21 protein-coding genes are annotated in these 21,278 nt (G+C 42.1%); 10 read left to right on the top strand and 11 right to left on the bottom strand.

Translation table 11 applies throughout. The features are described from left to right. Positions 1-39 precede the first annotated feature (39 nt). The 7 genes from BLU33_RS00420 (at position 40) to BLU33_RS00390 (ending at position 6,576) form a co-directional block, all read left to right on the top strand. Positions 40-918, top strand: coding sequence for a YicC/YloC family endoribonuclease (locus tag BLU33_RS00420; RefSeq protein ID WP_232009361.1), 879 nt, complete (start codon positions 40-42; stop codon positions 916-918). Between the two features lie 90 nt (positions 919-1,008). Continuing rightward, entirely contained in the window at positions 1,009-1,581 is a 573-nt protein-coding gene (gene gmk, locus BLU33_RS00415) for a guanylate kinase (RefSeq protein WP_091367647.1), read from the top strand. Positions 1,582-1,633: 52 nt separating this feature from the next. Further along, positions 1,634-2,215 (top strand): nicotinate (nicotinamide) nucleotide adenylyltransferase, encoded by a 582-nt coding sequence (gene nadD, locus BLU33_RS00410; RefSeq protein ID WP_091367645.1) that lies wholly within the window; start codon positions 1,634-1,636, stop codon positions 2,213-2,215. A 160-nt stretch (positions 2,216-2,375) separates the two neighbouring features. Continuing rightward, on the top strand, positions 2,376-2,975 hold the full coding sequence (miaE, locus tag BLU33_RS00405; RefSeq protein ID WP_232009360.1) for a tRNA-(ms[2]io[6]A)-hydroxylase: 600 nt from the start codon (positions 2,376-2,378) through the stop codon (positions 2,973-2,975). 225 nt (positions 2,976-3,200) lie between these two features. After that, positions 3,201-3,950, top strand: coding sequence for a dioxygenase family protein (locus tag BLU33_RS00400; protein ID WP_091367643.1), 750 nt, complete (start codon positions 3,201-3,203; stop codon positions 3,948-3,950). 24 nt (positions 3,951-3,974) lie between these two features. Next, positions 3,975-4,547 carry a hypothetical protein gene (locus BLU33_RS00395; RefSeq protein ID WP_091367641.1) on the top strand — a complete coding sequence of 191 codons (573 nt, stop codon included), beginning with the start codon at positions 3,975-3,977 and terminating at the stop codon, positions 4,545-4,547. Positions 4,548-4,641: 94 nt separating this feature from the next. Further along, entirely contained in the window at positions 4,642-6,576 is a 1,935-nt protein-coding gene (locus BLU33_RS00390; RefSeq protein ID WP_091367639.1) for a T9SS type B sorting domain-containing protein, read from the top strand. Positions 6,577-6,778: 202 nt separating this feature from the next. Here the strand turns inward: BLU33_RS00390 and BLU33_RS00385 are convergent, their stop codons facing one another. From BLU33_RS00385 to BLU33_RS00370, 4 genes are all read right to left on the bottom strand, one after another. Next, on the bottom strand, positions 6,779-7,240 hold the full coding sequence (locus tag BLU33_RS00385; protein WP_091367637.1) for a hypothetical protein: 462 nt from the start codon (positions 7,238-7,240) through the stop codon (positions 6,779-6,781). 198 nt (positions 7,241-7,438) lie between these two features. Next, positions 7,439-8,989 (bottom strand): Rne/Rng family ribonuclease, encoded by a 1,551-nt coding sequence (locus BLU33_RS00380; RefSeq protein ID WP_091380036.1) that lies wholly within the window; start codon positions 8,987-8,989, stop codon positions 7,439-7,441. Between the two features lie 233 nt (positions 8,990-9,222). Further along, positions 9,223-10,071 (bottom strand): tetratricopeptide repeat protein, encoded by an 849-nt coding sequence (locus BLU33_RS00375; RefSeq protein WP_091367635.1) that lies wholly within the window; start codon positions 10,069-10,071, stop codon positions 9,223-9,225. 6 nt (positions 10,072-10,077) lie between these two features. Further along, entirely contained in the window at positions 10,078-10,377 is a 300-nt protein-coding gene (locus BLU33_RS00370; RefSeq protein ID WP_091367632.1) for an HU family DNA-binding protein, read from the bottom strand. A 148-nt stretch (positions 10,378-10,525) separates the two neighbouring features. Here BLU33_RS00370 and mutY point away from each other — a divergent pair, with 148 nt between their 5' ends. The 3 genes from mutY (at position 10,526) to BLU33_RS00355 (ending at position 13,762) form a co-directional block, all read left to right on the top strand. Further along, positions 10,526-11,599: an A/G-specific adenine glycosylase gene (mutY, locus tag BLU33_RS00365; protein WP_317040546.1), complete on the top strand. Its 1,074-nt coding sequence runs from the start codon at positions 10,526-10,528 to the stop codon at positions 11,597-11,599. Positions 11,600-11,623: 24 nt separating this feature from the next. Continuing rightward, a complete protein-coding gene (locus BLU33_RS00360; RefSeq protein WP_091367628.1) occupies positions 11,624-12,043 on the top strand; it encodes a single-stranded DNA-binding protein in 420 nt (139 codons plus the stop codon). 189 nt (positions 12,044-12,232) lie between these two features. Then, the gene (locus tag BLU33_RS00355; RefSeq protein ID WP_172829194.1) at positions 12,233-13,762 is read left to right on the top strand and encodes a serine hydrolase; all 1,530 of its coding nucleotides are present in this window, start codon (positions 12,233-12,235) and stop codon (positions 13,760-13,762) included. Between the two features lie 709 nt (positions 13,763-14,471). Here the strand turns inward: BLU33_RS00355 and hemH are convergent. The 7 genes from hemH to BLU33_RS00315 all read right to left on the bottom strand — a co-directional run bounded on the left by hemH (position 14,472) and on the right by BLU33_RS00315 (position 21,226). After that, a complete protein-coding gene (gene hemH / locus BLU33_RS00345) occupies positions 14,472-15,488 on the bottom strand; it encodes a ferrochelatase (RefSeq protein WP_091367624.1) in 1,017 nt (338 codons plus the stop codon). Positions 15,489-15,759: 271 nt separating this feature from the next. Continuing rightward, positions 15,760-16,446 carry a fatty acid desaturase gene (locus tag BLU33_RS00340; RefSeq protein WP_091367622.1) on the bottom strand — a complete coding sequence of 229 codons (687 nt, stop codon included), beginning with the start codon at positions 16,444-16,446 and terminating at the stop codon, positions 15,760-15,762. 139 nt (positions 16,447-16,585) lie between these two features. Then, positions 16,586-17,437: a 4-hydroxy-3-methylbut-2-enyl diphosphate reductase gene (locus BLU33_RS00335; RefSeq protein ID WP_091367621.1), complete on the bottom strand. Its 852-nt coding sequence runs from the start codon at positions 17,435-17,437 to the stop codon at positions 16,586-16,588. A 191-nt stretch (positions 17,438-17,628) separates the two neighbouring features. After that, complete coding sequence (locus tag BLU33_RS00330) at positions 17,629-18,138, bottom strand: carotenoid biosynthesis protein (RefSeq protein WP_157682004.1); 510 nt, start codon at positions 18,136-18,138, stop codon at positions 17,629-17,631. A 146-nt stretch (positions 18,139-18,284) separates the two neighbouring features. Further along, complete coding sequence (locus tag BLU33_RS00325) at positions 18,285-19,373, bottom strand: glycosyltransferase (RefSeq protein ID WP_091367617.1); 1,089 nt, start codon at positions 19,371-19,373, stop codon at positions 18,285-18,287. Further along, entirely contained in the window at positions 19,370-20,002 is a 633-nt protein-coding gene (locus BLU33_RS00320; protein ID WP_091367615.1) for a 1-acyl-sn-glycerol-3-phosphate acyltransferase, read from the bottom strand. The genes BLU33_RS00325 and BLU33_RS00320 overlap by 4 nt, the downstream gene beginning before the upstream one ends. A 6-nt stretch (positions 20,003-20,008) precedes the next feature. After that, entirely contained in the window at positions 20,009-21,226 is a 1,218-nt protein-coding gene (locus tag BLU33_RS00315) for a 3-deoxy-D-manno-octulosonic acid transferase (protein ID WP_091367613.1), read from the bottom strand. Positions 21,227-21,278: the final 52 nt, after the last annotated feature.

Raw genomic sequence — 21,278 nt, 5'->3', positions numbered from 1 at the left:
ACCGCTAATCACTAATCTCTAAAAATACTATCTTTGCGCATGATAAAATCTATGACAGGGTATGGAATTGCTACTTCCGACTCAGGCAGTACAAAATATACCGTTGAGATAAAATCCCTGAACAGTAAGTTCCTTGAGCTTGCCCTGCGTTTGCCAAAAATATTTTCTGATAAAGAGTTCCAGCTGCGTAATGATTGCAATAAGCAGATAGAGCGCGGCAAGGTAAATTTATCCATCACTATTGAGCAGCAAAATGGCGCTGCTGTACGCGCCGCCGGTATTGATACCGCATTGCTGAAAAACTACTATGAGCAGTTAAAAGCCGTTAGTGATGATCTGGGCGAACCTACGACTAACTTATTGCAACTGGCTTTGGGCTTACCCGAGGTGGTTAAATACGATGAGGAAACTGTATCCGAAGATGAGTGGAAATTGGTTGAAAAAACCTTTAACCAGGCTGTAGCGGCTTTCCAGCAGTTCAGGACCGATGAGGGTAATGTATTGGAAGGCGACCTGAAATACCGCATCAATATCATATTACAGAACCTGGCACTGGTTGAAATTGAAGAACCTAAACGTGTGCCGGTGATACGCGAGCGTCTGAACCAGTTTTTACTGGAAGCCACCAACCGTGAAGCCATTGACCAGAACCGTTTTGAACAGGAGCTGATCTATTATATTGATAAGCTGGACATCACCGAAGAAAAAATAAGGCTAAAAAGCCATTGCGACTATTTCATCGAGACATTAAAAAATGCCGATGCCAATGGCAAAAAACTAGGCTTTATAGCGCAGGAAATAGGCCGCGAAGTAAATACCCTGGGCTCAAAAGCCAATGATGCCAACATGCAAAAGCTGGTAGTAGGCATGAAAGAAGAGCTCGAAAAAATTAAAGAACAATTATTGAATGTTTTATAATCATTGAGTCATTGGTCATTATGTCATTAGTCATTTGGCTGATGTAAAATATAATGACTCAATGACCAATGACTCAATGACGAATGACTAATGACCAAGGAAGGCAAACTAATTATATTTTCGGCGCCATCGGGGGCAGGTAAAACTACTATTGTACACCACTTGCTATCAAAAATGAATGAGCTGGAATTTTCTATATCGGCAACCACCAGGCCCGCGCGGGGTGAGGAAAAAGATGGCACCGATTACTACTTTATAACCAAGGAAGATTTTTTACACCGTATAGCCAAAAAGGAATTTGTTGAGTTTGAAGAAGTTTACTCAGGCACATTTTACGGCACACTCCGTACTGAAATTGAGCGCATCTGGGCAAAAGGCAAAACCGTAATATTTGATATTGATGTTGAGGGCGGCCTGCACCTTAAACGTAAATACGGCAACCAGGCACTGGCTATATTTGTACAGCCACCATCATTAGAAGTATTGATTGAGCGATTAACCGGTCGTGGTACTGATAGTTCCGAAAAATTAAAGGAACGTTTTGCCAAGGCGGAGAAGGAACTGAACTATGCTCCTAAATTTGATATCATCCTTAAAAACTATGAGTTGAGTACAGCCTGCGCTGATGCAGAAAAATTGGTAAAGGATTTCATAGTTAAATAAATATTAGCTATATTACTATCGTAAAATTTAAATACCTGCCACACATTAACTGATGAAAATAGGCTTACTGTTCGGCTCATTTAATCCAATACACATCGGCCATTTAATTATAGCCAATTATATGGCCAACTATACCGATCTTGATAAGGTATGGCTGGTAGTATCGCCCCAAAACCCGCTAAAAAAATACGGCGACCTCATTAATACTTATGACAGGCTGGAGATGGCTAAACTGGCCACCGATAACTCGCGCAATCTGGCTGTAAGTGATGTGGAGCTTAAACTGCCGCAGCCATCTTATACCATTGATACGCTCACGCACCTGAACGAAAAGTACCCCGAGCATGAGTTCGCGCTCATTATGGGCTCTGACAACCTGGTATCACTGCCTAAATGGAAAAATTTTAAGCTGATACTGCGCGATTACCGCATTTATGTATACCCTCGCCCTGGTTATGAAAATGCCGAATATGCTTCGCATCCATCCGTAACCATCACCATGACACCACAGATGGAACTATCCGCAACCTTTATCCGCAAATCATTATCGGAGAAAAAGGATGTTCGTTATTTTGTACCTGACCCTGTGCTGGAGTTTATTGAGAGTAAAAATTTGTACGGGAAGATTAAGTGAGGTTTATTACAAATTTATTGGCCGTCACACTGAGGCACTCGAAGTGTGAGCGTAAAGGCCTTTGCCCACATGCTTCGAGTACCTCAGCATGCCCCCACAGCAATAATTTCAAGTAATAACCCGCTTTCAAGGATGACGAATAACATTTATCTTTGTTATCGTGAGCGAGAAAACAATACTTAAACTACAGCTGCCTACCGACCCTATTTGGGTTACCAATGTGGTGGAAAGCAATATTGAAGAAATTTTAACCGACCACGCGTTCTGCGAGCAAAAGGCGGCCAGCAATGCTATTACACTAATTGTTCAAAATCATAACCTGTCAGACCTGGTGCAGGAGATGATTGCCCTTGCGCAGGAAGAAATGGACCACTTTAAACGGGTGCATGATATTATACTGCAACGCGGGTTTGTACTTGGCCGCGAGCGCAAGGATAATTACGTTGGCGAACTGCAAAAATTCATGAAGAAAGGCGGCAGCCGTACCGATCAGTTAGTTGATCGCCTGTTATTTTCGGCCATGATTGAAGCTCGGAGCTGCGAGCGCTTTAAGGTATTATCAGAAAATATTAATGATGAGGAATTAGCTGCCTTTTATTATGAGCTGATGGTAAGCGAAGCCACCCACTATGCCACCTTCATCCGGCTGGCTAAAAAATATGCCGGTGATATAGATGTCGACAAACGCTGGAAAGAATACCTGGAGCACGAAGCCATAGTGATACAAAACTACGGCAAAATGGAGCGCATCCACGGGTAGTTGTTTAGTTCTGAGTAATTAGTTTTAAGTCAAAAAATCGACTTAAGACTTAAAACTCCAGACTGACGACTATTAACTCATACTGCTGTAATCCAATAAATTCCATTTAAAAAAATATTCGTCGGCACAAAATCCTTATTCGCCGACACATAAAATTATAGCCAAAAAAGTATCCTGACTTTTATAATGTGATTCAAAACTATTGTTTGAACTAATTATAAAAATATGGAACGGAAGAACTTTTTAAAGGCATTTGCAGTGGCAGCCGCTGCAGGTCCAATGCTAATCGATGCCTGTAAAAAGGATTCATCCTCTGCATCTACAACATCTACAACCACCAAATCTACCACAACTACCACTACCGATTCAAGCAGTTGTACGCTTACACCAACAGAAACAGAAGGCCCATATCCTTATCCGGGAGGGGAATTAACAAACCCTTTAGACAGGTCTGATATTATAGAAACCCAAACAGGGATCCCACTTTCATTAACCTTAACCGTAGTAAATACCAATAGTAGTTGTGCAGCAGTTTCAGGCGCAAGGGTTGATATATGGCACTGTAATAAGGATGGCTATTACTCGGGTTATGCCAATCAGCCCGGTATATCAGGCGAGTTAAGCTATGTTGGGAAAACTTTTTTAAGAGGCTACCAGCTAAGTGATACTGATGGTGTGGTTAAGTTTTCAACTATTTATCCGGGCTGGTATGGCGGCAGGGCTACACATATACACTTTGAGGTTTATGTAGATAGTGTTTTAAAGAAAACCACACAGATCACCTTTTCAGAAACAATAAGCGATGCCGTTGATGTATCAACCTTATATGCAGGCTTAGGTGTAAACCCAATCAGAAATGCCAGCGATAGCGTATTTGGCGACTCCGCCACGGATCTGGCTAATGAAACTGTGGCACTTACCGGAAGTATTTCGGCTGGCTACAGCGGTTCGTATACTATAGGGCTTGCATTATAAAATGAATATTTAATACGATTTTATATGAATAAGGCATTAATAAAATTGGCATATAAGCAGGTGATCGATAACACATCAACCGGTGACTTTGAAAAAAACGTTTTTAACGCGTCGTACCAGGAGTTTCTTTTTAAATCACAGGCTTATAATATGGAAGGTAAGTTTAAAACTTTCAGCGAGCTAAAAGCAAACGACGGCCGGGCAAACTCACTACATTATAAATTGAGTTTTGCGGTGGGGAATTTCATTAACAGGCTAAATAACCGGATCCCTGTTTTAACCGATAATGCCGACAACAATCTGGTATTTGAGGTGCCCAAATTTGAGCTGATAGAATCCGATCTTACCGACAAAACAAAGCACCTGGTTGCTATAAACTATTGTACAGGTGTATTAACCCTGCTGGATGTTATTGGCGAATACATGATACTGGCAACTGGTGATGTAGCAGACAGCGAAACGTTTGAAAGCTTTACGCTTAAAATGCAGCCGGGCCTTTCAGTAGTGTTTTATCATGAACTGATTAACCTGCAAATGGCAGAAGTCAACGGGCATGATACCCTGTTGAAGTACAATATAAAAGGCAATGCATTGTAATAATTTAATACCCCTGTTTTCATAATTAATGTTTTAGTGAAGAGCGTCTGTAGCAATACAGGCGCTTATTTAAGTTTAAATGAACCCCTAAAAAATGATATCCGGTTTTAAATGTAGGTCACTTTTTATCAGCCTGATTTGCTTTCTGATTTTCGCAGTTACTAAAAGCCGGGCCCAAACCGGCAGCCTGGGTGACCCCGTTGTACACATTACTTTTGGGGCGGGTACAAGCACACATGCAGGGGCATTACCTGCCGATTCCGGAACCACCAGCTATACCTATTCAACAGCGGATTTCCCGATTGATGGTTCATATACTATTGAGAATACCACAGCCGGTGCGGGCAATGTATGGTGGAGCACAACCGACCATACCGGCAATACCGGCGGCTATATGATGATAGTAAACGCCAGCTATGCCAGAACAGATTATTTTTATAAGCGCGAGGTTGATGGCTTATGCGGCGGGACTACCTACCAGTTTTCGGCATGGGCAGGCAATTTGCTCCGGAGCCAGGATGATAGTCCGCCGAATATCACCTTCGCCATTTTGCAAACAGATGGCACTACGGTTATCCAAAGTTTCGCTACCGGGGCAATAGCCCTTTCAACTTCAGGCTTTAAGTGGATACAATACAAGTTTAATTTTACGCTACCTGCAGGCACATCAAATGTGATCATTAAAATGACCAATAACAGCAATGGAGGCGCTCCAGCCAACGATCTTGCTTTGGACGATATAACCTTCAGCCCATACGGACCAGCGCTTGTAGCCAGCTTTAATTTAGCCGCATCAACCACTACCGAAACAGAATGTGCTGGCCAAACCGAGCCTTATACCATGACAGTCCCTGCAGTTACGGGCTATACCAGCCCGGCATACCAATGGCAGGTAAACACAGGCAGCGGGTGGACAGATATAGCCGGGGCCACAACATTATCATACACCGCCAATCCCACAACAGCCGGCACTTATGAGTATCGCCTCGCAAGTGCCGAAGCAACTAATATTGGTTCGCTAAGCTGCCGTATCGTATCAAACGTATTAACGCTGGTGGTTAATACGGCCGCCACATCATCTGCAACCGCCAATACACCTTTGTGTGTAGGCAACACCCTAAATTTAAGCACCACAAGCGGCACAACTTATAAATGGACAGGGCCTAATGGCTTTACGTCAACTGAACAAAAACCGTCTATCACCAATATAACTGCGGCAGCGGCGGGCGTTTATACAGCAACGGTTACAACAGGCAATTGCAGTACCACAGCATACGCAACGGTAAGTGTTTATGCCCAGCCCGTAGCCGATGCAGGTGCCAATGTTACTATCTGTTCAGGTGAGTCCACAACACTAAATGCCTCGGGTGGCACAAGCTATAGCTGGTCGCCAACAACAGGCCTGTCTGACCCAACAATAGCCGATCCGGTGGCAAGCCCTACTGATACTACCACCTATGTGGTTACTGTGAGCAACAGCAATGCCTGCACCTCAAAGGATACGGTAATTGTGAACGTACAGCAAAAACCCACAGCTAATGCCGGGGCAGATAAAGTAATGACCCAGGGACAATCCGTAACGCTTAACGGCAAAGCCAGCGGATCAGATATAAGCTATTACTGGACGCCCAACGAATATTTAAGCAGCAACACCGTGCTTAATCCGGTTGCCAGCCCGCCTGATGATATTACCTACACACTGCACGTAGTATCAAACGTTGGTTGCGGTGCCGAAGCTACAGATGCTGTTTTTGTCCGCGTTTATAAAAAAATAACTATCCCCAATACATTCACCCCAAATGGCGATGGTATTAATGATTACTGGGATATTACCGCATTAAGCACCTACCCAACAGCTACAACACAGGTGTTTAACCGTTATGGTACCGAGGTATTTAAAAGTGTAGGCTATGCTACCCCCTGGGATGGTAGATACAACGGCCAAAACATCCCGGTAGGAACTTATTATTATAAAATAGATTTGAAAAACGGCAATATTTTTTCGGGATGGGTGCTGGTGGTGAGGTAGTTGGTTTGGTGAGTGGTAAATAGAGAGTGGTGAGTGGTTAAAATCCTATCGCCATCGCCGCCCGTTCAAGCGTCCACGCTTGAATGTTATTTTTTGTAAGCGTCCACGCTTACTTTACTAAAGCCGCTTAAACGTAAGCGTGGACGCTTATATCCTCTGTAAGTTCAAGCGTGGACCCTTGAACAGGCGGGATATTTGATAACTATACATTAACTATCACCTCGTCCAGATAAACTGAGATAAGCTCATTTTCAGGCTGGCTATCAGGAGTGAGGATAACCTTTTTCTTAAGCGCCCTCGAAACGCCCAACATGTAATTTACTAACTTATTATGATCTTCAATTGAGTTGATTTCTACAGGTGTAATGTCATTTTCGATCTCGTCCGCTGAGAAGAAATAGATCTGAACAAGTATATCATCAAGAAAAACTGTTGCGATTGAACATTCTCCCTCGTCCGAATTAAAACAATTTTCAAAAGCTTTATTTACGTCTATCTTACCCTCAACTAAATTAGTCCCCACAGGATTAAAGGATACTTTATAATTTTGATTTACGAAGTCGGCCCATATTAGCCAATCGTCTTTTGTGGTTCCCTGAACGTAAATATCCCGTAATGTTCCATCAAGATAATATATACTATTCCTTAGTTGCTGCCATTTCATTTTTGCGGATCAAGAAATTAAAGGTAATAATTATTGATCATAGATAAATGACAGCGTTTATTTCTTCCTGGATTATACCGCCTCTCCCGCTCCGTCCGTTCAAGCGTGGACGCTTGAACGGACGGCTCTAAAACAAAAATGTGCAGGTGTTTCATCAACATCTGCACATCTGTAATCTGCATATCTGCACATTAAATTCTATAATTTTATCTCTTCGTCCTTTGATGAGAAGAAGTGGAATTCCGCTATCTGGTAAGCGGGGTTGCTCTTTACTTTTATCCACTGGCCATATTTGAAAAACCATTTCATCTGGCGGTTAATGAGGCCTTTTTTGATGTAGGCTTCAATGTAGGGGTGCACGCAAAGCGTAATATTTTTTTCGTTTTGCTCATCCAGAATATAATTGAAGTTGTTTTCAATATCATCTATGAGCAAAATAGTTGGCCTTATGGTTCCTGTTCCACCACAAGCCGGGCAAACTTCGTTGGTAACGATGTTCATTTCGGGGCGTACACGCTGACGGGTGATCTGCACCAGTCCAAATTTACTTGGCGGCAAAATGGTGTGCTTGGCCCTGTCATGCGCCATCTCGGCCCTTAAAAAATCAAAAAGATCTTTACGGTTAGTTGGCTTGTGCATATCGATAAAATCGATCACCACAATACCACCCATATCGCGCAGGCGTAACTGGCGGGCTATCTCTTTGGCTGCTTCCTTATTCACCTGGAAAGCGTTCTCCTCCTGATTTTCCTTACTGGCTGTGCGGTTACCGCTGTTCACGTCAATAACGTGCAGTGCCTCGGTATGCTCAATCACCAAATAAGCGCCACCGGCAAGGTTTACCGTTTTGCCAAAAGCTCCTTTTATCTGCTTATCAACACCAAAATGCTCAAACAATGGTTCCTTATGCTTATGCAAACGAACTATGTTCTCCATATCGGGCGAGATCTCGTGAATATAAGAACGTACTTCCTCAAACATCGCGTTATCATTAACAGTGATGCCCTGGAAATCGGCATTCAGCAGATCGCGCAAAATAGTTGAGGTACGGCCAATTTCGCCCAGTACTTTTTTAGCAGGCTCAACTGATGGTAAACGGGTAACAAATGCTTCCCATTTTGATACCAGGTCGAGCAGGTCCTTTTGCATTTCGGCTACGCCCTTACCTTCAGATACGGTACGTATAATTACCCCAAAATGCTTTGGCTTTATGCTTTCAATTACTTTACGCAGTCGATTGCGCTCGGTGTTGCTCTTTATCTTTTTAGAGATAGAAACCACTTCAGAAAACGGCACCAGCACTACGTAACGACCGGCTATGGATAAGTCGGCGCTTAAGCGCGGCCCCTTTGTTGAGATGGGCTCTTTAGCAATCTGTACAGGTATAAGCTGGCCTTTTGTTAAAACCTCGGAGATTTTGCCTCCCTTATTGATATCAGCCTCAAGCTTAAAGTTATCTAAAAGCTTTGATTGATACCCCCCGCTACGTACTTGCTTGGTTAACTTCAACAGGCTTTGCACCTGCGGACCAAGATCAAGGTAATGCAAAAAGGCGTCCTTCTCGTAGCCTACATCTACAAAGGCAGCATTTAAACTGGGCATTATTTTTTTAATACGGCCCAAATAAATATCACCAACAGTATAATTGTTGCTGATCTGCTCTTTGTGTAGCTCTACAAGTTGTTTATCCTGTAATAATGCAATAGTAGCCCCGTTGGGGGTTGAATCGATAATTAACTCCTTTATCAATGCTACTCCATTTCTTAAAAACGACACAAAAATGCCGTTTGGTTATAAGAGGGTAAAAAACAAAAACTAAAATAACCTGCCTTAACGGGCAGGTTCATAAGCAATGCTTAAAAAAGCCGCTTATTTCTTTTTATGTCTATTTTTTCTTAAACGTTTTTTACGTTTATGGGTAGCCATTTTGTGTCTCTTACGTTTTTTACCGCTTGGCATAATAATAATAATTTAAATGTTATTTAATTTTTTAATTCCTTAATATATTGATCGATGCGTTGATCGAAATTCTGATCAGGCATCATTTCCTTACATTTCTGGTAAGCGTCAATCGCTTCCTTTCTCATGCCTAGCTGTTTATAGCTTTCGGCTAAATAAAAGTAGGGCTCAACTTCAGGCTTTTGCGCTATCAGCGTTTTAAACCTGTCAACAGCTTTTTCAAACTGTCCTGATTTCATGGCAAACAAACCTAAGTTAAGTTGCGCATTTCTGTTGGTTGGGTCCTGCTTAACAACGTCAAGCAATAAACCAATACCTTGCATTGGCGGGCCACCTCCATTTACGTAAGCAATACCTAAGCCTGCTTTTGCGTCAAGGCTTTCAGGTTTCAGCTTCGTCGCGTTTTGGAATGCCTCAACGGCATTTGCATCAAAAGTTGGCTGTGCTGCAGTATCCTGTGTAAGCTTGTAAGCATCATTAAAACGGCTACCGGCATTTATCCAGTTTTCGGCCGTATTTTCTTTACGGGCTACATCCTGGTAATAAAATGCTGCCGGCGCTGGCTGACTTACGTCGTCCCAGGCTTTGGCCAATTGTTTTTGCAAACTCAATTTATCAGCATCATTCGAAGCGTTTTTCAACTGGCCTTCCAAATCAATTATTTTGGCTGATAAACCTGCACCGATCACATTCTTGGCTGAAGTGGACACCATATCAACATTGATATTGGCATTCGGGCGTTCAGTTGTTGAAGCAACCTTTCCGGTACCTTGCTGTACTTTTGGCTGTACCAATCCCTTAACGGGCAATGAATACAAATAGCCTATAACAATAACTACTGCTACAATAACGGCTATTTGTTCTTTTTTCATGCTAAATTATTTGCTTGCTTTTGCTTTGTTACCTGTTCTAACTTTTTCAACAAAAGTTTTAGCTGGTTTAAAGCTAGGTACAAAATGCTCAGGAATAATAATGGCAGTATTCTTTGAAATATTACGAGCTGTCTTTTTCGCTCTTTTCTTTACTACAAAACTTCCGAATCCTCTAACGTATACGTTCTCGCCGCCAACCATTGAACTCTTAACTACTTTAAAAAACGCCTCAACGGTTTCTTGTACGTCAACTTTCTCTATGCCTGTTTTAGTTGAGATTTCAGTTATAATTTCTGCCTTAGTCATATCTGATTTTCTTTTTTAATTATATAAATACTTAACTGTTTTGGGGTTGCAAAAGTATCGCTTTATAACGAAAGATTGAAATAATTAATACGTTTTTTTTCTCAGGCGATAAAAACAGGTGTAAATCTTACATTAAATAAGCAAATCTATGCTTATCATCCTACTTTTGCTACGCATGAATTTCTCTGACGAATTGGTACAATGGTACATACAAAATAAACGCGACCTACCCTGGCGCAACACCAATAACGCTTATATTATATGGTTATCCGAAATTATTCTGCAACAAACACGCGTTGAGCAGGGAATGCCTTACTTTAACCGTTTTGTTGAGAAATATCCCGATGTAGGCAGCTTTGCCGCCGCCCATGAAGATGATATATTAAAGCTTTGGCAGGGCCTGGGCTATTACTCGCGCGGGCGCAACATGCTTAAAACAGCACGCCTGGTTAATGAGCTTTACCATGGTAAGTTCCCTGAGCAGTATAACCAGCTTATAAAACTGAAAGGTATTGGTGAATATACAGCGGCGGCCATATCCTCATTCTCAGCAAATGAAGCAAAAGCCGTTGTTGATGGCAATGTTTACCGGGTGATAGCCCGTTATTTCGGTATTGATGAGCCTATAAACAGCACAAAAGGCAAAAAAATATTCCAGCAAATGGCCGATGAGCTGCTTAATCATGATCAACCCGGCCTGCATAACCAGGCTATGATGGAGTTTGGCGCTATGCTGTGCAAACCTAAAAACCCGGCTTGCGGCATATGCCCGGTCAGAACGGGGTGCTTTGCTTTTATTAATAATGCAATTACCACTTTACCAGTAAAATTAAATAAGCTGAAAGTTCGTGACAGATATCTCAACTATTTCTTAATAGTTGACGGCGATAAACTATTGATGAACAAACGCGATGAGAAAGATGTCTGGGCAAATATGTACGATCTGCCACTGATAGAAACATCGTTTTTGATGTCTGAAACAGATCTGTTGAATTTACCCCAACTGAGTGACCATTTTGGGCAGCACATTAAAATACTTGAAATATCGCCCATTTACAAGCATATACTTACTCACCAGCGCCTGCACGTGCGTTTCATAAATATACAGGTTAAAAATGTTAACTTAGAACAAAATTGGTTTTATACCGATGTAGAAAGCTTACAAAAATTGGCAATGCCAAAAATCATTTTTATATTTATAAAAAATTTTTTTAATTTGTAGTATAATTTTTGTCGATTTAAAAATATGTCTGGAATAAATAAAGTGATTCTTGTAGGTCATTTGGGCAAAGATCCTGAAGTACGCTATCTGGAGGGGGGAGTATCTGTAACGAGTTTTCCGCTGGCAACTTCTGAAACTTTTAACAAGGATGGACGAAAAGTAGAACAAACCGAATGGCACAACATAGTTATGTGGCGGGGCCTGGCCGATGTGGCGGTTAAGTTTCTGCAAAAGGGCAAACTGGTTTATATTGAAGGTAAATTAAGGACCCGTTCATTTGAAGATAAAGAAGGCATCAAAAAATATACTACCGAAATAGTGGCCGAAAATTTTACCCTGCTGGGCCGAAAAAGTGATTTTGAATTAGACAATATTGCCAAACAACATAAAGCAGGCGAAGATGATATATTGGAAAGCCTGAATGATGACGATATTAAATATTGATCAATTATAAACCTAAATAACAAAGCCTTCCTGTTAATTCAGGAGGGCTTTATTTCTACCTGCTTTCCTGATAATTTATAAATTAAACATTACCGACAAGTTTTTTGCATTAAATTAGTTGCAGTTAATAAATTATAGTGTTTAAAACCTATATATTTATTTTATTAGCCCGTACCTATGTTTAATTTGATGAAAAAACTATTACTGCTGCTTATAATAAGTAGCATAGAAATATCTGCTGCAAACGCACAGAATATTGACAGAAGCAAATTTATTACCGATAGCCTGCAAAATTATATGAGCCGGGCATTAACTAATTGGCGCATTCCCGGGGCGGCGGTTTGTATAGTAAAAGATGGCAAAGTAGTGCTCATGAAAGGCTATGGCATTAAAGAGCTTGGCCTTACCAATCCAGTTGACGAAAATACCTTGTTTATGATCGGCAGCAATACCAAGGCTTTTACAGCTACCATGCTGGCCATGTTGCAGGCCCAGGGCAAACTCAACCTTGATGATAAAATAACCAAATATATTCCCTCATTTAAGCTGGACAATAAGCCAGCCGGTGATATGGTAACCATACGCGATCTGTTGTGTCACCGTATAGGTTTCCAGACCTTTCAGGGCGATTTTACTTTTTATAACACCAACCTTAGTCGCGAGGATATTATTGGCAAGATGAGCCTCGTTAAGGCCACCTATCCCTTCAGGAGCAAATGGGGGTATACCAACTCTGCATTTTTAACCGCGGGGCAGGTGATCCCGGTTGTAACAGGTAAATCATGGGAGGCTTATATAAAGGATTATATTTTTGCGCCACTTGGCATGGGCAATACCCTTGCTTTAAGCAAAAACATGCCAGCCGCGCTAAACCGCACCGTACCGCATACTATTGTCGATGGTCGGCTTACCGCTATCCCTTACGATCAGTTGGATGGCCTTGCACCTGCCGGCAGCATCTGCTCAAGTGTTAACGATATGAGCAAATGGGTACTTTGCCTGCTTAACGATGGCAAGGTAGGCAACAGGCAGGTAATACCCCTAGCCGCCATACAGGCCACCCGCGAGCCGCAGGATATAGTAACAACCGCACACCACTTAAACGGCGAAGATGATTATGAACTCTATGGTTTAGGCTGGTTTTTACAAGATTACTCGGGCCATAGTATCGTAATGCACGATGGCGGCGTAGGCGGTTATGTAACCTCCGTTACACTGGTGCCTAAAGAGCACCTGGGCATCATCATACTTACCAATACCGATCAGAACCGTTTATATGATGCCCTGCGCTGGGATATAATGGATGCCTACTTTAAAATGCCATTTCGCAATTATTGCGATAATTACCTGGCCCGCTTTAAAGATAATCAGGATAAAGAGCAACAGCTCGACAAAAGGCGGAAAGATACTGTGGCCCTATTACACCCTCCTGCCTTACCGGCAACGGCCTATCTTGGCAAATATACTAATGAGCTTTACGGCAACATGGTAGTTACAGCCGGCGAGGGTAATGATCTTGAAATGCGCTTTGAACATCACCCTAAAATGTATGCACATTTGATGCCTTTAGGCGGCAATCGTTTCTACGCTGTTTTCTCCGATCCGGAGCTTGGCAAGGCGGTGTTCCCCTTCCTTGTACAAAACGGCACCGTAACAGGGGTAAGGATTAAGGTTGATGACGAGTTGGAGCGTACTCCGTATGATTTTAAGAAGGAGTAGTAGATTGATTTCGATATCGGATTTTTGATTTCGGAATTCGCTCCACGCGTCATTGCAAGGTACGAAGACAGCCGACCGTAGGAGCTCATTAATAATCCCCGACTATGCACGGTATATTGAGTCGCATGGTATCGCTCATAGCCGCTAGGCCTAGTCCTTTTGTCTTGACACAAAAGGACCAAAAAGTCAAGTCAGTAGAAATGCTTCTTTCCGCACGAGGCCTCTACGCTGCAAATCAGGCAAAACCTGGGCTGCTATATTTTTACCCCTGCTGTCGCTACGCACCCAGCCTTTACGCTTCTGTAAAAATCTGCTATGCCCTGCCACGCACAAGGCCACCATCGTTTTGCCTGCTTTCTCCCGAAGCTGTTCTACTGACAGGGAAAGGAACTTTACCTAATTTCTCCAAAGGAAATGGCTTTAATTGAACCATGATTAAAAGCGGGTAAAGGCCCGACAAAAAGCGCGGGCCTGGGTGTTTTGCCTGTGGGCGGAAGGATTTTTTTGTCTTGATTTTTTGTTTCTTTTGTATCAAGACAAAAGAAATAGGGCTCCGCGCCCATGAGCGGCTTCATGCGATATTCACAATTACATATCTGCTCTGCATAGTCGGGGATTATTAATGTTGTAATTTGTTTTTCAATGGTATTAATGAGCTCCCTCCGGTCGGTTGTCCACGCTATCGCTCGCAATGACGTGGTGAAGAGACCTATTCCCTCACCATTTTCTCCAGCGCGTCAATCCATGTTGGGGAATCGTTCAGGCTTTCTACTAATTGCACATGCTCACCCCCTAAGGCTTTAAATTCGTCGCCGTATTCTTTGGTTACTTCAAATACGGTTTCCAAACAATCGGCAACAAAAGCGGGGCAAAATACCAATAGGCGTTTTTTGCCCTCATTGGCTAGTTTAGCTACAATCTCGCTGGTGTAGGGTTGTACCCAGGGGTCGCTACCCAAGCGTGATTGAAAACAAATGGTATATTTTTCTTTCGGGATATTTAATTTTTGGGCGATGAGTTTCGCTGTGTGGTGCGATTGCGCCGAATAGCAAAACTTGTTGGTATCGTTAAGCGTTTCGCAGCAACCATCAACTTTAAGGCAGTAACTGTGGGTATGGTCTGATTTTATCAATTGCCGTTGCGGCAGGCCATGAAAGCTGAACAAGATGTGGTCATAACTTTCAGGATCATGTTTTTGCGCGTTATTGGCAAAGGTCTCAATCATCAGTTCATTATCATGGAATGAGTTAATGAAGGATATATTTGGCGATGTGGGCCATTTACCCACAATGTCCATTATTTTTTCATACACTGAGCCTGTACTTGCCGATGCATATTGCGGGAACATCGGGATTACCTGTATTTCCTGCACTAAAGCATCTTTCAGCCTTGTTAATGCTGACTCTATCGATGGGCTTTGATAACGCATGGCTAGTTCAACCATATATTTATCGCCTAAGCGATCCTGCAATAATTGTTGCTGTAGTTTGCTGTAATGCAAAAGTGGCGAGCCGGTTTTTTCATCCCAGATCTGCTGATAAAGTTTGGCTGATTTCGGTCCGCGGGTAGGGGCAATAAAGCCTTTAACCAATATTGTACGTAAAACAGGGTTTACATCAATTACCCTCGGGTCCATTAAAAATTCTCTGAGGTATTTGCGCACATCCGCGGTTGAAGGACTATCAGGCGTACCTAAATTAACCAGTAAAACTCCCTTTTTGCTCATAATGAAGCGCAAAAGTAAATATTTTGCCACTGAATTTTCAAATGCTTCATTTTATTACGAATAGATGATTAGAAAAGACCCCGGAATATCTCCCCGAAATTCATGACGTAAGCATTTAAGCAATCGATTGTGCGGTGTTTAGCAAAACCACACAAAGGCTATTATTTATATTTACACCTATTAGAACGTTATCCTTTCAGAACAAGAAGCTGATGTAAATAGTTAATTAATTTTATCCGCCAAGGGCCCAGACATCTATGTTTGGGCTTCTTTAATTTGATGGACCAGCCGGTTCCCTCCATAATTTCCACCACGGCGTCCCCGGTGAATCATGGTGCTCATAATGATAACCGAAAAAGTAACACGACAAAAATGCCAGCACATGGTTACGAAATTGACTGCATGCCTGGTGCTTGTTATCATGCTCACCTTTATGCGGCAGGTAAGTACCAAAATAAAATAACTGTACGGTGCTTAATAACGATGGCGCTACCCAAAACAGTAACAGGTTTGGCTGCGGGATCCAGATCTTCAGGATGTTGAATATTACTGCCATCAGCACAATTTGCCAGATGGATAAATAATTACGGATAAACCGTGTATACCATTGTATAAAATTACCTTCGTGATAGTCCGGGTCGGCAGCAGTATGAACGTGGTTATGATGCTGGTGATGCTTGGTATATAACTTCGGATACCAGAATGAAGCATAAAGCAATGTGGAGAGATATCCCACCAAATTATTAAGTGTTTTGTTTGATGAAACGGTGCCATGCATAGCATCATGCGCGGTGATGAACAACCCCGTATACAAATGCATCTGCACTAAAATAAACAGGTATAGCAAAGGATTTGCAAAATTCACCTGCCAGCGCATTAACAAAATGATTGAGGTTACCCAGCTACCTATAACCAATAGGGCAACTAATAAACCAATGTTTGATGGACGCTTTTGCATGTGATAATGGTAATGTACAAATTTAATACCATCATGTCATTGCGATCCGCTGGATAGCGGAGAAGCAACCTCGTCGCTTGCATATTGAACGCGACGAGGTTGCTTCGTCGTTCCTCCTCGCAATGACATAGAGAAAATATTATAATCTTTCCAGTTCCGCTTTTACTTCCTGCATTAGCCACATGGGGGTTGATGTGGCGCCTGCTATACCTACTTTATCACCGGGGGCGAATAATGCTTTATCAAGCTCGCTGGCTGATGATATAAAATAAGTGTTGGGATTATTTTTAAGGCATACCTCATACAACACCTTGCCGTTGGATGATTTCCGGCCCGATACAAATACGATCTTATCAAACTTCGCAACAAACTTTGGCAGGTCCTTATCCCGGTTTGATACCTGGCGACAGATCGTATCATTTGCTTTCAGATCATATCCGCGTGAGATCAGTTCATCCTTTACGCTGTAGAACTTCGCCATACTTTTAGTAGTCTGACTGTAAAGGGTGATGTTATGGGGTAGCTCCACATTATCCAGTTCGGCAATATCCTGGAAAACCAGTGCCTCGCCATTGGTTTGGCCTTCTAAACCAATTACCTCAGCATGGCCATGTTTGCCAAAGATCAATATTTTCTCGTTGGAGTCGTATGAATTTTTGATGCGGTTCTGCAGCTTTAACACTACAGGGCATGAGGCATCAATAAGGGTAATATTATTTTCTAAAGCGGTACGATAGGTATCAGGAGCCTCGCCATGCGCGCGGATGAGTACCTTTTCGTTTTTGAGATCTTTAAGCGCCTCATGTTCAATAATGCGCAGGCCTTTGGCTTTTAAGCGTTCCACCTCTTCATCATTATGCACTATATCGCCAAGGCAATACAGGTATCCATCCTCGGCCAGAATTTCTTCGGCCATATCAATAGCGTAAACCACTCCAAAGCAAAAGCCGGAATCCTGGTCTATGGTAACCTGTAGATTATACTCTCCCATTGTGCTGCAAATTTACGGTAAAAAATTAAACAAATACACCGTTGTAGAGATGCAATATTTTGTGTCTTGTACTTTAAAAAAGCGAAGGCCTGGGGCGATTCCTTCCCTGGGGAAGGGCAGGTAGGGGTAATCTGCGGCGAAACCCCTACCTGTCACCGCACAATCAGCCGCACCCCTCCCAAGGGAGGGAATTATATAATTATCAATCTCAAAACAGCAAAAAACACAACCTGTATCAGCAAAAACACCGGCGCTACCACGCTTTGCTTTTTAAAGTTGAATTTTTCAAATACAAACAGCATTAAAGCACTCAGCAAAAACCAGCCTGCATAATTACTTAGGGGGATGATATTATCAGTCCAATGCCAGTAATCCAATTTTATGGCAACGGGTTCTATCAGCAGATCCACTAAAACCAAAGTAAAAGCAGCAGTTATTACGCGGGCAAAAACACTCCTAATCCTCAATTGCTGCATCAAAACCCCCGCAGAATAAATCAGCAGGAACCAGTTCACGCCTATAATTAACGGGATATCATAAAACTGCAGGCCCAGGGTTGTGCCGTAGCCATAATTACCAAACAGCCAACTTTTGTGTACGCCGATCCACTCCGCGCCGTAACCTATTATAAATATCAGCAGGGCAAATAATAATATGCGATAATCTGAGGGCCTGTGACTGGCAATTATTACTATCAGCATTAACAATATATGCCAGGGTACTAGCTGTAAAAAAATGGGGCGAAGAGACGGCATAACTAAGCCGATGAGCCCCACCGTATGAAAAAGCACAATAATTATTATGAGCGTTAGCTGCGACTTTTTCGATGATTCGTATGGTTTTGGTTTCAAATTCTGCGGCCCTTCCATACCGTGGTTTTGGTGAGGTATTTTTGTATCGCTATAAAAGCTATCAGCATTAAATTGATCATTTGCACAGGGTGGAGCAACACATTGAGCCAGGCGTTCTGGCTTGCCGATAAGGAGATCATGATACGGGTAAGAATAATTAAACCCACCATAAATAACATCAGCTGAAAGTTCAATGTCATTAATATGATCATAGGCCCCCCAATAATTATTACCAGGTAAATAAGCAGCCACATAATGCTGTAATTAAATGCCGCCAAAAAATTTTTACTAAAGCCATTAACCGCGTCGGTATAACCTTTATACATTCGGCAGCTTATCATGCCATTTGCCAGCAAAGCCTCACCGTTATACCCTGCTGCTTTTACAAATTTCATGATCTCTACATCCTCAACTACTTTGTCCTTAGCCTGCTTATGCCATTCGTACTGCCGGTAAAGCGTTGCATCAAACAACATAAACTGCCCGCTTGCCGCCGCAACCGAACTGTTTTTAGTAAGATAAACCAGGCGCAATGGCAACAGGTTTAAAAGTATAAAGTGCATAAGCGGTACCACTATCTTCTCGCCTAATGTATCCATTTGCTGGTTGGTAAACAGGCTTAATAAGCCGAGATTATACAGATGCATGCGGTGCAGAGCACTATTGATCAAACCATTATATACCTGTTCATCGGCATCTAAAAACAAAAAGTAATCGCCATTGGCTTGTTTGGCCAATTGGTAGCAGGCATAGTTTTTTCCCAGCCAGTCGTGCGGTAATTTTTTACCTTTTATCACTTTAAAGCGCGGGTGTTCAGCCGCAAATTCCGAGCAAACCCGGTAGGTATCATCTGTTGAATCATCATCCAGTATGATCACTTCGTAATTACCGTAATCTTGTTTTTGTATGGATTGGAGCAGCGTTAAAATATTTCCCTCCTCGTTACGCACCGGTATTAATATAGACACGAGCTGGCCATACGGCTTTTTTATATGCGGCAGCTTAGGGTTTGACAAAAAGTTAAACAGCGACACCGTAAAGCGCAGTACCATAAAAAAGAGAGTAACAAATATGGCTATGATCACTGTTCTATATCTATTTCGGTTTGTAACTGTTTTGATCGATCGTAATACTGCTGATAGGCACTTTGCAATTCATTAATAGTTGTATCAGCAAAACTTTCATCAGCTGTTTTTAAATAAACGGTTGCTGTTGGCTTTTTGTGTTTAAAGTACTGCACAAAAGCAGCGGCAAATACTAATTGAAAACTGCCCTGAGCCTGCTTTATTATCCTCAATACTCCTTTTTCAAAAATTATATGATCTACAAAATTTGAATACAGTCTACCTTGCGGAAATATCACCACCATGTTTTGCGGATCATTCAGCAGATTTGCCGCATAATCCAGCGATAGCAGCATGTCCTTTGATTTTTTATTGATTGAAAAAGCGCCCGCATATTTAAAAAAAGCATTCCCCCTGGCAGTTTCTTCCAGTATCATAATGTACATCTTTTTCTTAAACAAACGGGTATTTACACAATATAAGATGAGGCTATCCCAAAAACTATAATGATTAACTATTAAAAGTATTGATCGGCTTTTATCAGTTTCAATCCTGTTAAACAGCAACTCATGAAAATGCCTGCCCACTATCCATTTCACATAATAGTGCATCGTCCAAAATATGACAGGGTTCTTTTTGGGGTAGATCATATTCCCTTACAGCTTTATATGCTCTACAATTGTTGCTGTAGCACCGGTATGCTCCTGCACATAGGCTGCCGCTTTTTGGCATATCGTTTTATAGCGTTCCCCATTCTCCAGCAAATAAGCCACGGTGCTTTTTAATTCGGCCTCGTCATTAATGCTGTATCCGGCCTGCAGGGTTACCAGGTCATTTGCCTCTTTAAACCTGCTGTAATTTGGCCCGAATATTACCGGCAGACCAAAAGCGGCTGCCTCGAGCGTATTGTGTATCCCCACACCAAAGCCGCCACCTATATAGGCCAGATCGCCATATTGATATAGCGACGACAGCATGCCTATATTATCAATTATGAGTGTTTGATAGTTGGTAAGCGGCAGATGATCCGTTGCCAGTTGCGAATATCTTATAGCTGAATTAAATGGCAATAGGCTGATAAGCTTAGTGATCTTTTCCTCGCTTATTTCGTGAGGGGCAAAAATAAATTTCCAATCAGCATAATCATTTACCAAAGCTGCTGTCAAAACCTCATCATCGGGCCATGTACTGCCGGCTATAAAAACCTTGCGCCCGTTTTTAAAATCGTTTACTGGCTGCAATTCTTTTGGCTGCTGTGCATTTGCCCAAACACGATCAAAACGAGTATCGCCACTGATAGAAACATTTTCAATTCCGAGATTTTTCAGCAGCTCCGTTGAGCGCTCATCCTGCACAAAAAACCAGGTTACAAAACTTAATATTTTGCGGTGCAGGCTACCATACCATTTAAAAAAAACCTGCTCAGGCCTGAAAATACCGGAGATAATATAAAGCGGTATCTCGCGCTTATTCAACTCGTTAAAGAAATGATACCAGTACTCATATTTGGTAAATATGGCTATAGCAGGCTGTATGGCATCAATAAAGTTCCGCGCATTGGCGGCAGTATCAAGGGGCAGATAATATACTGCATCGGCAAGCGGTGTATTCTTCCTGATCTCGTAGCCCGATGGTGAAAAAAAGGTGATGACTATCTTTTTATCCGGGTACTTTTCACGGTAATACTCCAGTACCGGCCGGCCCTGCTCAAATTCGCCAAGCGAAGCAAAGTGGAACCAAATGCTTTGCTCATACTTTTTATAGCTTATATTTCTTCTGCCGGAAACCCAAAGCTTTGCTTTCCCGTTAAAAAATGAAACCGTGAAAACAGCACAATAGTATAAACGTAAAGCGATATTATATATTAGCAGCATTAACTATGAATTATTATCTTCGTCGGGATAAAAGTAATAACAATAAATTACA

The organism is Mucilaginibacter mallensis, assembly GCF_900105165.1.
In the GTDB taxonomy this organism is placed as follows: domain Bacteria; phylum Bacteroidota; class Bacteroidia; order Sphingobacteriales; family Sphingobacteriaceae; genus Mucilaginibacter; species Mucilaginibacter mallensis.
This window is presented reverse-complemented; position numbering and strand designations above follow the sequence as displayed.